Annotated in this window: 11 protein-coding genes; 4 read left to right on the top strand and 7 right to left on the bottom strand. The window is 71.4% G+C overall.

What is annotated here, in order from left to right; translation table 11 throughout:
* Positions 1 to 201: 201 nt before the first annotated feature.
* Entirely contained in the window at positions 202 to 465 is a 264-nt protein-coding gene (locus tag KZ813_RS07345) for an FAD assembly factor SdhE (protein WP_219754329.1), read from the bottom strand.
* Between the two features lie 121 nt (positions 466 to 586).
* Between KZ813_RS07345 and recG the strand changes: the two genes are divergently transcribed.
* Positions 587 to 2,641, top strand: a complete 2,055-nt coding sequence (recG, locus tag KZ813_RS07340; RefSeq protein ID WP_219754328.1) for an ATP-dependent DNA helicase RecG — start codon at positions 587 to 589, stop codon at positions 2,639 to 2,641.
* Between the two features lie 57 nt (positions 2,642 to 2,698).
* Here the strand turns inward: recG and KZ813_RS07335 are convergent, their stop codons facing one another.
* On the bottom strand, positions 2,699 to 5,383 hold the full coding sequence (locus KZ813_RS07335) for an autotransporter outer membrane beta-barrel domain-containing protein (RefSeq protein WP_219754327.1): 2,685 nt from the start codon (positions 5,381 to 5,383) through the stop codon (positions 2,699 to 2,701).
* A gap of 331 nt (positions 5,384 to 5,714) precedes the next feature.
* On the opposite strand from KZ813_RS07335, the gene KZ813_RS07330 reads away from it, so the two are divergent.
* Positions 5,715 to 6,155, top strand: coding sequence for a DMT family transporter (locus tag KZ813_RS07330; protein WP_219754326.1), 441 nt, complete (start codon positions 5,715 to 5,717; stop codon positions 6,153 to 6,155).
* Between the two features lie 31 nt (positions 6,156 to 6,186).
* On the opposite strand, the gene KZ813_RS07325 is transcribed toward KZ813_RS07330, so the two are convergent.
* The 5 genes from KZ813_RS07325 to serS all read right to left on the bottom strand — a co-directional run bounded on the left by KZ813_RS07325 (position 6,187) and on the right by serS (position 11,179).
* Complete coding sequence (locus KZ813_RS07325) at positions 6,187 to 6,498, bottom strand: PilZ domain-containing protein (RefSeq protein WP_219754325.1); 312 nt, start codon at positions 6,496 to 6,498, stop codon at positions 6,187 to 6,189.
* 80 nt (positions 6,499 to 6,578) lie between these two features.
* Positions 6,579 to 7,805 (bottom strand): tyrosine--tRNA ligase, encoded by a 1,227-nt coding sequence (gene tyrS, locus KZ813_RS07320; RefSeq protein WP_219754324.1) that lies wholly within the window; start codon positions 7,803 to 7,805, stop codon positions 6,579 to 6,581.
* 24 nt (positions 7,806 to 7,829) lie between these two features.
* Complete coding sequence (locus tag KZ813_RS07315; RefSeq protein WP_373369266.1) at positions 7,830 to 8,963, bottom strand: peptidoglycan DD-metalloendopeptidase family protein; 1,134 nt, start codon at positions 8,961 to 8,963, stop codon at positions 7,830 to 7,832.
* Positions 8,960 to 9,724 carry a 5'/3'-nucleotidase SurE gene (gene surE / locus KZ813_RS07310; protein WP_219754322.1) on the bottom strand — a complete coding sequence of 255 codons (765 nt, stop codon included), beginning with the start codon at positions 9,722 to 9,724 and terminating at the stop codon, positions 8,960 to 8,962. The genes KZ813_RS07315 and surE overlap by 4 nt, the downstream gene beginning before the upstream one ends.
* Before the next feature lie 159 nt (positions 9,725 to 9,883).
* Entirely contained in the window at positions 9,884 to 11,179 is a 1,296-nt protein-coding gene (gene serS / locus KZ813_RS07305; RefSeq protein WP_219754321.1) for a serine--tRNA ligase, read from the bottom strand.
* 95 nt (positions 11,180 to 11,274) lie between these two features.
* Here serS and KZ813_RS07300 point away from each other — a divergent pair, with 95 nt between their 5' ends.
* Positions 11,275 to 11,784, top strand: a complete 510-nt coding sequence (locus KZ813_RS07300; protein WP_219754320.1) for a host attachment family protein — start codon at positions 11,275 to 11,277, stop codon at positions 11,782 to 11,784.
* Positions 11,785 to 11,973: 189 nt separating this feature from the next.
* Positions 11,974 to 12,456, top strand: coding sequence for an RNA polymerase-binding protein DksA (dksA, locus tag KZ813_RS07295; RefSeq protein ID WP_219754319.1), 483 nt, complete (start codon positions 11,974 to 11,976; stop codon positions 12,454 to 12,456).
* Positions 12,457 to 12,537: the final 81 nt, after the last annotated feature.

The raw sequence follows: 12,537 nt of genomic DNA, 5'->3' as shown, positions 1-12,537 counted from the left end.
TGGTCGGGGTCATTCGCGGGCGCGCGGAGCGGTCGATGGAGCGCGGGCCGTGCCCGCCGCCGCCGCTACGCCGTCACCCCCCGGACTTGTTCCCGGGGGCCACCGCCGCCTCGTCGGCGGGTTCGATCCGGGGGGATCAGTGGGTCCCGGAACAAGTCCGGGATGACGGGACGAAGGCGGCGTGGGGCTCACGCCGCCGGCTCACGGGATCGTCACGAAGTCCACGCGCCGCATCACCTCCATCATCTCACCCTCCCACTCGGGCGGGCAGGGCAGCGAGCCGATCGCCCAGCCCATGATGTCGACGTCCTGCTCCTCCAACAGCCGCTCGAACCAGTCGAGCTGCGCGGGCGTCCAGCCGGCCGCATGCGCGTCGAAGAAGCCGCCGATCATCAGGTCGGCCTCGCGCGTGCCGCGATGCCAGGCGCGGAAGCGCAGCCGCTTGAGCCGAATGTTCTGATCCACGTGATCTCCCATGGGACCGCGCCGCGGACCCGTGATGCCATAGCGAAGCGCCGCCACGACGCCGCCGCGAGCTTTCGCTGGCGCGACGGCGGGAGGCAGAATAGTCGGGCGGTACATAGTCATGCGACCCGAGATCCTCAATCCGCTGTTCGCCGAGGTGGCCGCGCTCAAGGGCGTCGGCCCGGCGCTGGCCAAGCCGCTCGACCGGCTCGGCATCGCGCGCGCGGTCGACCTGCTGTTCCATCTGCCCTCGGGCTGGGTCGATCGCGTCGCGCGCGACGCGCTCGACGCGATCGACGTCGGCCGCACGATCGCGATCACGCTGACCCCACGCGAGTATCGCAGCGGCTCCAGCCCGCGCGCGCCGACGCGGGTGCAGGCGACCGACGCGGCGGGCAACCATGCGAGCCTGGTGTTCTTCGGCGGGGGCTCGGGCTGGGCGCGCAAGCAGCTGCCGCTCGGCGAGCCCAAGCGAGTCTCGGGCCGGCTCGACCGCTACGGCGAGACGCTCCAGATCGTCCATCCCGAGATCGGCGGCGAGGAGGAGGGGTTCCGCGCGCGCGAGGCGATCTATCCGCTGAGCGAGGGGCTGACCTCGCGCCGGCTCGCCGCCCTGGTCGAGCAGGCGGTGGCGCGTGCGCCGGTGCTGGACGAGTGGATCGAGCCCAGCCTCAAGGCGCGCCACGACTGGCCCGACTGGCGCGCCGCGGTGGAGCGGATCCACGCCGATCCAGCCGACGCGGTGGCGCGGGCGCGGCTCGCCTATGACGAGATCTTCGCCAACCAGCTCGCGCTGTCGCTGGTGCGCGCTGACACCCGCAAGCGTCGCGGGCGCTCGTTGCGGGGCGACGGGCGGCTGCGCGACCTCCTGCGGCTGCCCTATCAGCTCACCGGCGCGCAGGCGCGCAGCGTGCGCGAGATCGAGGGTGACCTGGCGCAGAGCGCGCCGATGCTGCGGCTGCTCCAGGGCGACGTCGGCGCGGGCAAGACATTGGTGGCGGCGATGGCGCTGCTGATCGCGATCGAGGCGGGGGCGCAGGGCGCGCTGCTCGCACCGACCGAGATCCTCGCGCGCCAGCATCTCGAGACGCTCCGCCGCCTGCTCGCCGGCCTGCCGGTCGAGATCGCGGTGCTGACCGGGCGCGACAAGGGTCGCGCGCGCGAGGCGACGCTGATGGGGCTGGCCGACGGCTCGATCCAGCTGCTGGTCGGCACGCACGCGATCTTCCAGGAGGCGGTGCGCTACCGCGACCTCGGGCTGGTGGTGGTGGACGAGCAGCACCGGTTCGGCGTGGCCGAGCGGATGCTGCTCCAGGCCAAGGGCCAGACCCCGCCGCACGTGCTGGCGATGACCGCGACCCCGATCCCGCGCACGCTGACGCTCGCGCTGCACGGCGAGATGGACCAGAGCCGGCTCGACGAGATGCCGCCAGGGCGCGAGCCGATCGAGACGCGCGTCGTCTCGGAGGAGCGGATCGACGAGGTGGTCAACGCGCTCGGTCGCCACCTCGCCGAGGGCAAGCAGGCCTATTGGGTCTGCCCGCTGGTGGAGGAGAGCGCGACCAGCGACCTGCAGGCGGCGGAGGCGCGTGCGGCCTCGCTCCAGGAGCGTTTCGGCGACCGCGTGGCGCTGGTCCATGGCCGGATGCGCGGGCCCGAGAAGGACGCGGTGATGGCGCGCTTCTCCGCCAACGCGGCGGGCGTGCTGGTGGCGACCACGGTGATCGAGGTGGGCGTCGACGTGCCCAACGCGACGCTGATCGTGATCGAGCACGCCGATCGCTTCGGGCTGGCGCAGCTCCACCAGCTGCGCGGGCGGGTCGGGCGCGGCGGGGGGCGCTCGGTGTGCCTGCTGCTGCGCGGCGGGTCGCTGAGCGAGACCGCGCGCGCGCGGCTGGCGCTGATGCGCGAGACCAACGACGGCTTCCGCATCGCCGAGGAGGACCTGCGGCTGCGCGGCGCGGGCGAGCTGCTCGGCACGCGCCAGTCGGGCGAGGCGATGTTCCGGCTCGCCACGCCCGAGCTGCTCGGCGAGCTGCTCCCCGCCGCGACCGACGACGCGCGGCTGCTGATCGACCGCGACGGCGGACTGGAGGGCGCGCGGGGACAGGCGGCGCGGGTGGCGCTGTACCTGTTCGAGCGCGAGGCGGGGGTGGCGCTTTTGCGATCGGGGTGACGGGGCGGGGACGCGGGGGAACGGGCACGCGCGCCGACGCGTGCCCGCCCCGTCGTGTCAGAAGCGTGCGCGGACGCCCGCGGTGATCGTCTCCTGGTGGTCGTCGCGTCCTGTCTGGGCCGAGGCGCCCGCGAAGATCTCGATCGTGTCGCTCGGGCGATACCCGACCCCGGCAGTGACAGTGCCGACCAGCCGCGCGCGGCTTGCCCCGACGCCGATCAGGTCGAGGTCGCCCCCGTCGAGCGCGCCGACCGCGCGGACGCGCTGCCCCTGCAACTGGTAGCGCGCGCCCAGCGTCACATAGGGGCGCCACGCCTCGCTCGAGCGCTCGCTCCGCGAGAAGCCGAGGCCGCCGTCCACGAAGCCGGCGACGTGGCGCTCGCGCGCGACGTCGAGCGCGAAGATGCTGTAACCGTCCTCGATCATCGCGCCGCGCGTGGTGCGCACGTAGGTGAGACCGACGCGGGGCGTCAGCGTCCAGTCGTGCCTCACGTCGGCGGCGTAGAAGGCGGACAGGTCGCTGGTCACGCTGTTGAGCTTGTAATGGCTCCAGACCTGCCGGTCGTCGGGCAGCCAGCGGTGCGTCCGCGCGCGACCGCCGTCGAATACCAGCGCAGTGGAGAAGCCGAACCCCTTCGTGCTGGCATAGCGGCTGTGGATGCCGGTGATCAGGCTCTCCGCGCGCGTCTGGGCGCCGCGACCGATGACGTGCTGGCGGTTGGTCAGGTTGCCACCGAAGGCGCCCACCACCCAGCCGTGATCGGCGAAGCCGAGACCGCCGATCGTGCCATATGTCTGGCCCACCGCGTCGGCGCTGCCCGTCGGCGCATAGCCGCGCAGTGTGTGCCACTGCCCGAGCGCCTGCCCGAAGGTGAACAGGCCCGCATCGTCGCCGTATGGGGCCAGTGCGGCGCCCCGCGTCGCCTGGGTCAGCAGCAACGCGTCGTCGGTGCCGATCTGCGCCGCCTGCGCGTAGGGCTCGGGCGTGAGCCGCGCGAGTGCGGCCGCATTCGGCTCACCCGACGATGTCAGCAGCTTCGGGATCGCGCCGAGTAGGTCGTCGCTCGCGCCACCGGTGAGGAGGTCGTTGAGATAGCCGACCGTGCCGGCGACCGCGCGGCTCGTCCCCTTGGGTGCCTGGAACAGGGTGAGAAGCTCGACCCCCCGCGGCCCGAGGACGAGCGCGCCGGGGACGTTCGCGGCCTTGTCGATCGTGGTGAAGTTGCCGGTGGTGCCCTTCGACGCGTCGATCAGTTCCAGGGTACGGCCGGGGCGCACCGGCCCGACCGCGACGAGCTTCAGCGTGGCCCCGGGCACGATCGACAATTTGCCGTTGATCAGAAGCTTGTCCGAGACTGGTCCGAGCTCGAACAGGGATACCGAACCTTTGCCGAGCGCGACGTCGCCGTTCACGACCATCGTGCCGGGCGACGCGCCGGGGCTGAGCGTGCCGGCGACGGTGACATTGGCGTTGACCACGCCGGCCGAGCCGAACGTCGCGTCCTTGCCGACGATGATCTCGCTGGCGGTGATCGTCGAACCCGACAGGCCGACGAGCCGGCCGCCGGTGAGATCGATCCGTCCCACGGTCGCGCTCCGAGCGATCGTCGCCACGCCCTGATTCACCGCGAGCGACTGGAAGTTCTGGATGGCGGTGAAGGCGGCGGGCGCGTTCGCGGTGCCGCCGTTCACGAGGAAGTGATTGGCGCCGGCGCCGCCATCGATCAGTCCGGTGACACGACCGGGGCCGGTCGCGGCGAAGGTATCGTCACCGTTGCCGAACCGAACATCGCCGTCGATCAGGCCGGCATTGTCGATGCGATTGTTGCCATCGGCCAGGTCGATAGCGCCGATGATGCTGCCGGTGTTGACGATCTTGTCGTCGCCGTCTCGGCCGAGGATGGCACCGGGAATGTCGATGTAATCGAAGCTTTTCGAAGGACGTTCTTCCTCACTTAAGGCTATACGGGCACCCGCACCGCCACGGATCGTTCCCGCATTGACAAGACTCAACGCGGCACTCGACACGATCGCGGTCGAACGAGCGCCGGTCGCCTCGATAACGCCGGCAGGTCCGTTGTCGATGTCTGCCGTGTAGTCTTTGCCTGAGAACACCGAGATAGCCGATGATAGCTTATAGCCGGAGTCATCCTTACGAATGTTTTCGGCGCCTAAGTTGCTGCTGATCATGCCGTTGTTCTTTATGGTGATGACGCGACTGTCTTTCGGAACGGTGTCGGATCCCTCGAAGGGAAATTCGATGCACAAGGCGGTCGAGTTGGCAGCCGACGCGGTGATCGTACCGCTGTTCGTCACGGTCACGATAGCCGGCGCGCCCGTGCGATCGCCGACGGAGAGGTCGACGACATCGTCCGACTTGCTGGAGATCGATCCGACATTATTGAACGATACGCCCACCGCGTGGGTCGCGGCATCACCTTCGCCGGTGTAAGACTGGAAGCCCACGGCGCCCGTGATGGTGCCAGCGTTGCGTGCCGTGATCTGCCCGCCCGTGGTGCCGAGCATAAGGGCTGCGTCGTTCTCAGCGTTGATATCCTCGTCATTCGAGAAGGTGACGTCGCCGATGTTGTTCAGTGAGCGTACCTCCGGCACCTTGGTCGGAGAATTGGGAGAGGCGGCCTGTGCCTGTGACGTGCCGGTAAGCGCCACCATCAGCGCGATCGCGCTGCCTCGGCTCGTGAGCGTGTGCAAACGTCTCGGCCGGTAAATGGTGTCGCACATCTCGTTCTCCCTCGCTTCAACTCAGTAGTCTTCGATCCAATATAGAGGTGATGCCAGTAGGAGCGGTGATAGCTGGGCCGGGAAGTGCCGACGATTAAACTCAGTAAAAACAGGGAAATTCAGAGTTTCGCACTGAGAAGGAAGAGAAGGGATCGGACTAAGATCCTGCGCACCCATGATTTTGTATGAGATCGCAGGCTCGCCGCGTTGGGTCGCGACGCGCTGAAGGACGCCATCGGCACGGCGATCGCGGGCTAGTATGAGCGCCGGGTAGCAACTCGGGTTTCGTGGGCCTGTTACACCTCGGATCAATGACAAGGCCGCGCCGCTCATGCCTAGCTTCCTCCCGCTCCTGCTCGTCATCCTCGCCGGCGTCGGTGTCGCGGTGCAGCCGCCGACCAACGCTGCGCTGGCCAAGGCCGGCGGGTCGGTCTGGCTCGCCGCGCTGGTGTCTTTCGCCTGCGGTGTAGCGGTGCTGCTGACGGTCTGGGCGACGGCGGATCGCACGCCGCTGGCGTCGCTCCGCGGCGCGCCGTGGTGGGCGTGGTTCGGCGGGCTCTACGGCGCCGCCTTCGTCGCCGCGCTCGCCTTCGCGACGCCGCGGCTCGGGCTGGCGGTGACGCTGACGATCGCGGTCGCGAGCCAGCTCGTCACCGCGCTGGTGATCGACCGTTTCGGCTGGCTCGGGCTGCCGCAGCAGCCGCTGTCACCCGCGAGGCTCGGCGGGGTCGCGCTGGTGCTCGCGGGGGCGCTGCTGATGCGGCGCGGCTGAGCCAGGCCGGCGCCCGACCTCAGCGCCCACCTCAGCGCATCGCGGCGAGCGCGCAGGGATAGAGCGACGCGGGCAGCTCCTGCGCGAACTTGGCGCCGACGCGACCCCCTAGGGACCAGCGGATCTCGGCGGTGCGGTCGCCGACCACGGGCAGGGTGAGCAGCACGCGATCGCCGCTGGCGAGCGGCGCGTCGACGCGCGCCATGAAGCCGTTGAGCGAGAGATTGACGACCGTGGCCGCGTGGCGCGCGCCCGCGGCGTCGAATAGCCAGGTGCGACACAGCGTCTCGTCGCGCGGCTCGACGCGATCCTCATAGGCCATCATCGCTGAACGCGCGACCATCCGGCTTCTCCCGCTCTACCAGCGTGGTGGCATAGCGGCGCGCCGTTAACGCGGGATGAGCGCGCGCCGAAGCGAGAGGGTTAACCGGGGTTCACCACGCCGTGATGCTTCTTCCCCGCCGAGACGCGCACCGGCGCGCCGTCGACCGCGATCACCGCGGCCTCGTCGCTCACTTTCTCGCCGTCGACGCGCGCGCCGCCGCCCTTGATCAGGCGCCGCGCCTCGCCCTTGGAGGCGGCGAAGCCGAGCGCCACCAGCGCGTCGACCAGCGGCAGCGCGCCGCTCGCCACGATCGCGGGCAGCGCCGCGCCACTCGCGCCCTCCTCGAAGGTGCGGCGCGCGGTCTCGGCGGCCTCCTCCGCGGCGGCGCGGCCGCGGCACATCGCCGTGGCCTCGTTGGCGAGCACCTTCTTGGCCTCGTTGATCTCGGCGCCCTCGAACGCCTCCAGCCGGGCGATCTCGTCGAGCGGCAGGTCGGTGAACAGCCGCAGGAAACGGCCGACGTCGCGATCGTCGGTGTTGCGCCAGAACTGCCAATAGTCGAAGTGCGGCAGCTGGTCCTCGTGGAGCCACACCGCGCCCGCGACGGTCTTGCCCATCTTCTGCCCGTCGGCGGTGGTGAGCAGCGGCGTGGTGACGCCATAGACCTCGGTGCTGTCCATCCGCCGCGCCAGCTCGACGCCGTTGACGATATTGCCCCATTGGTCGCTGCCGCCCATCTGCAGCCGCACGCCCTGCCGCCGCGCCAGCTCGCGGAAATCATAGCCCTGCAGGATCATGTAGTTGAATTCGAGGAAGCTGAGTGACTGCTCGCGATCGAGCCGCAGCTTGACCGAGTCGAAGCTGAGCATGCGGTTGACGCTGAAATGCTGCCCCACCTCGCGCAGGAAGGGGATGTACTCGAGCCGGTCGAGCCACTCGGCGTTGTTGACCATCACCGCGTCGCTCGGCCCGTCGCCGAAGGTCAGGAAGCGCTCGAAGATGCGCTGGATGCCGGCGATGTTGGTGGCAATCACGTCCTCGCCGGCGAGCTTGCGCGTCTCGTCCTTGAAGCTGGGGTCGCCGATCTTGCCCGTGCCGCCGCCCATCAGCACGATCGGCCTGTGGCCGGTCTGCTGGAGCCGGCGGAGCAGCATGATCTGCACCAGGCTGCCGACGTGGAGCGAGGGGGCGGTCGGGTCGAAGCCGATATAGCCCGGCACCACCGCGCGCCGCGCCAGCGCGTCGAGCGCGGCGGCGTCGGTGAGCTGGTGGAGATAGCCGCGCGCGGAGAGCAGGCGGAGCAGGTCGGACTGATAGTCGGTCATGGTGCCGCGGGCGTTACACGCGCCTCAGCGGTGCGGCAATTGCGTCATGGGGTCCACCGGGGTGCGGCCGCGGCGCAGCTCGAAGTGCAGCTCGGGGCGATCGGCATAGCCGCTCTCGCCGCTGCGCGCGATCACCTGACCCCGGCGCACCGCCTGGCCACGCTGGACCAGCAGCGTGCCGGCGTGGCCGTAGACCGACGTCCAGCCGCCGCCGTGGCGCACGATCACCAGCCCGCCCAGCGCCGGTACCTCCGAGCCGACATAGGCGACCGTGCCGTCGGCGATCGCGCGGACGGGCGTGTCGAGCGGGATCGCGATCTTGATCCCGTCGTTGCGCTCGCCGGTCGCGCCCGGGCCGAAGCGGCGCACGATCGTGCCGTCGACCGGCCAGACGAAGCGGCCCGGCAGCGCCGCCGGCGCCACCGTCGCGGCGCTCGGCGCGAGCACGCGACGCGAACTCGCCACCGGCGTCGCGGGAGCCTGGCCCGCGACCACCGCCGGCTCGCCGCCGGTGAGAATGGTGTCGACGTCGAGCGTGAAGGCGGCAGCGCGCTCGGCGGCGCTGACCGCCCCGCCAGCGGCGCGCGGGATCAGCACGCGCTGGCCGGCGCGCAGCAGATAGGGCTCGCTGAGCGCGTTGGCGGCGATCACCTCGGTCCACGGCACGCCATAGGCGCGCGCGATCGCGATGCCGGTCTGGCCGGCCCGGACGAGATGATAGCGGCCGCCGGGCACGTCGAGGGTCCGGCCGACGCGCACCGGATAGGGCGGGGCGAGCCCGTTGGCGCGCGCGATCGCGTCGACGCCCGCACCGGTACGCGCCGCGATGGCACCGAGCGTGTCGCCGCGGCGGACGGTGTAGCGCTGCGCCGCGACCGCGCGCGCGTCGGGCGCGACCTGACGCGCCTCCCAGGCGGGGCGCGGCGCGGGGAGCTGGGCGACGTCGCGGCGCGCGGAGACGGGTGCCTGCCGATCGTCCGCCGTTGGTGCCGGGTCGGGCTGCCGCTGGTCGACCGCGGCGGGGGCGGGGGCAGGGGCGGGGGCGGGGGGCTCGGGCCGGGTGACGGGCACGGGGCGGTCGGCGGCGGGGATGCAGCCCGCGAGGAGCAGCGCCAGCCCCGCGGCGCGTATCAGGCCCGCCTCACGCACCCGGCTCAGCCATAAGCGCGCGCCAGCGGCTCGAGCGAGGCGTGGCGGGTGAGGTCGAGCTGGAGCGGGGTCACCGTGATCCAGCCGTCGGCGACCGCGCTGAGATCGCTCTCGCCCGGCGCCGCGGCCGCGACCTTGCCGAGCGCGAGCCAGTGGTAATCGTGGCCGCGCGGGTCGGTACGGGTCTCAAAGCGCGCGCGGCCATAGTCGCGCAGCCCCTGCGGCACCACGCGGATGCCGCGCACGTCGCCCGTGTCGGGCGCGGGAAAGTTGACGTTGACCATCGAGCGCGGCGCCCAGTCGGAGTCGAGCAGCGGGCGCAGCACGCGTTCGCCCCATTGCTCCGCGGGCGCGAAGGAGACCGCCTCTCCCGGCGCGCGCGCGCCATATTTCTGGCTCAGCGCGATCGAGCGGATGCCCGCGAGCGCGCCCTCCATCGCGGCGGAGACGGTGCCCGAGTACATCACGTCCTCGGCGAGGTTGCCGCCGCGGTTGACGCCGGAGAGGATCAGGTCGGGCGGCGTCTCGCGCATCACCTCGGCGAGCGCGAACATCACCGCGTCGGTGGGCGTGCCGCCGACGGCGTAGCGGCGGTCGTCGAAGCGGCGCACGCGCAGCGGCCGGGTGAGCGAGAGCGAGCGGCCGGTGCCCGACTGCTCGTCGGCGGGGGCGCAGACCCAGACGTCGTCGGAGAGCCGCGCGGCGATCCGCTCCAGCACGGCCAGGCCGGGCGCGTGATAGCCGTCGTCGTTGCTGAGGAGGATGCGCATGACCTCAGATCCTCCCCAGAATGGGGAGGGGGACCGCCCGGCGCAGCCGGGTGGTGGAGGGGGGCTGCCGCAGGCGCCGCGCTCGTGGGGGCCCCCTTCCACCACTGGCTTCGCGAGCGGTCCCGCCCCCCAGGCCGGGGAAGATCGAACGAGCACGGCTCACGCGCGCGGCTCCAGCACCGTCAGCCCGCCGAGATACGGCCGCAGCGCCTCGGGCACCGCCACCGCGCCGTTCTCCTGCTGGTAATTCTCCAGCACCGCCACCAGCGTGCGCCCCACCGCCAGCCCCGAGCCGTTGAGCGTGTGGACGAAACGCGTCGCTTTCTCGCCCCCCTGGTGATCCTTGGCGGGCCGGTAGCGCGCGTTCATCCGCCGCGCCTGGAAGTCGGTGCAGGTCGAGCAGCTCGAGATCTCGCGATAGCGTGCCTGCCCCGGCAGCCATACCTCCAGGTCGTAGGTCCGCGCCGCGGTGAAGCCCATGTCGCCCGCGCACAATCTCATCCGGCGATAGGCCAGGCCGAGCGCGTCGAGCACGCCCTCGGCGCAGGACGTCATCCGCTCGTGCTCGGCCTCGCTCGCCTCGGGCGCGACGATCGACACCATCTCGACCTTGTCGAACTGGTGCTGGCGGATATAGCCGCGCGTGTCGCGCCCCGCCGCACCCGCCTCGGAGCGGAAGCATGGCGTCAGCGCGGCGAAGCGCAGCGGCAGCACGTCCTCGCCCAGGATCTGCTCGCGCACGATGTTGGTGAGCGACACCTCGGCGGTGGGGATCAGCCAGCGGCCGTCCGTGGTGCGGAACAGGTCCTCGGCGAACTTGGGGAGCTGGCCGGTGCCGTACACCGCCTCGTCGCGCACCAGCAGCGGCGGCGCGACCTCCTCATAGCCGTGCTCGCGCGTCAGCCGATCGAGCATGAACTGGCCGAGCGCGCGCTGAAGCCGCGCCGCGGGGCCGCGCACCAGGGTGAAGCGAGAGCCGGCGATCGCCGCGCCGGTCTCGAAGTCGAGCCCCAGTGCCGGGCCGATCGAGTCATGCTCGCGCGGCGTGAACCCGAACGCGGGGGGCGTACCGCGCGCGTGGACCAGCTGGTTGTCGTCCTCGTCGGCGCCGTCGGGCACGTCGGGGTAGGGAAGGTTGGGCAGCGCGGCGAGCAGCGTGTCGAGCTCGCCGCCGAGCCGCGCCTCCTCCGTCTCCAGCTCGGGGAGCCGCTGCTTGAGTGCGGCGACTTCCGCCATCAGCGCCTGCGCCGTCGCCTCGTCGCGGCTCGCCTTGGCCGCGCCGATCGCCTTGGACGCCTCGTTGCGCCGCGCCTGTGCCCCCTGCGCCTCGGTGATCAGCTCGCGCCGACGCCGGTCGAGCGCGACGATCGCCGCGGCCGAGGGAGCAGCACCGCGCCGCGCCAGCGCGGCGTCGAAGGCGTCGGGGTCGTCGCGGATCAGCCGGATGTCGTGCATGCGCCGCGCTATGGCGGGGGCGCCGCGACGAGGCAACCCGGCGCGCGCCCGCCGCGTTCAGACCCCACACCCGCACGGACAGAGGAGATAGAGCGATGCAGGTACCCCATGACTCGGTGGTGCTGGTGGCGGACGGGCGCAAGCTGCTCTTCCTGCGCAACGAGGGCGACGACGTTCACCCCAACCTCACCGTCGAGCACGCCGAGGAGCGCGTGAACCCCGCCGACCGCGACCAGAAGAGCGACGCCGCGGGCGGCGCCTCCTCGACGCAGAGCGGTGCCGGCGCGCCGCGCGTGGCGCAGGGCGGCTCGGGCCACGCGCAGGGCGGGGGCGCGCAGTTCGCGCCCTCGCGCGGCAGCATGGAGGAGACCGACTTCCACCAGCTCGAGGAGGATCGTTTCGCCGCCGAGGCGGCCGACCTGCTCAAGCGGCGCGCGCTCGCCAACGACTTCGAGTCGCTGATCGTCGTCGCGCCGCCCAAGACGCTCGGAGAGCTGCGCAAACATTATCACAAGGAGGTCAGCCAGCGGTTGACCGGTGAGCTGAGCAAGGACCTGACCGGGCATACCATCCCGGACATCGAGCAGGCGTTGCTCTCGGCCTGATCGCGCGCGCGTCGCGCCGCCCGTCCCGTCGTCGGACACCGGGCCGCGTCACCCTGTTCATGAGTTGGACAGGGCGGCGCGGCTAGTCGCGCGTGTTCGCTTGTGGTGGCCCGCCCGCGCGACTATAGGCGCCCCGGAGGGGGCGCACAGCGGTGCTAACGACATCCTGGGCGCAGCGGGAGTAAGTCGATGGCGACGGCGATTAATCGTTTCGGTGACGGGCCCGGCAAACTGGCGGCGGCCAATGACGAGGCTGATGTCGGGGGGGTGAACGACGGCTATCGCCCGAGCCCCGACGAATCGTTCATGAACCCGCGGCAGCAGGCGTATTTCCGCCGCAAGCTGCTCGATTGGAAGGACGCGATCCTGCGGGAGTCGCAGGGCACGCTGTCGCAGCTCCAGGTGGATTCACTGCGCGAGGCCGATCTCACCGACCGCGCGGCGAGCGAGACCGATTGGTCGCTCGAGCTGCGCACGCGCGATCGCCAGCGCAAGCTGATCTCGAAGATCGAGGCCGCGCTGCGTCGCATCGACGAGGGCGAGTACGGCTATTGCGAGGTGAGCGGCGAGCCGATCAGCCTGGGCCGGCTCGAGGCACGCCCGATCGCGACGATGACGGTCGAGGCGCAGGAGCGTCACGAGCGCAACGAGAAGGTCTCGCGCGACGACTGAGCCGCGCGGATCGGCCCGGCGCTAACGTCTGCTTAACTATTCGCCGGCTAGGCTCGGCGCGGATCAGCAGGCGGTGGACGG

It is taken from the genome of Sphingomonas folli (assembly GCF_019429525.1).
GTDB classification, from domain to species: Bacteria; Pseudomonadota; Alphaproteobacteria; order Sphingomonadales; family Sphingomonadaceae; genus Sphingomonas; species Sphingomonas folii.
This window is presented reverse-complemented; position numbering and strand designations above follow the sequence as displayed.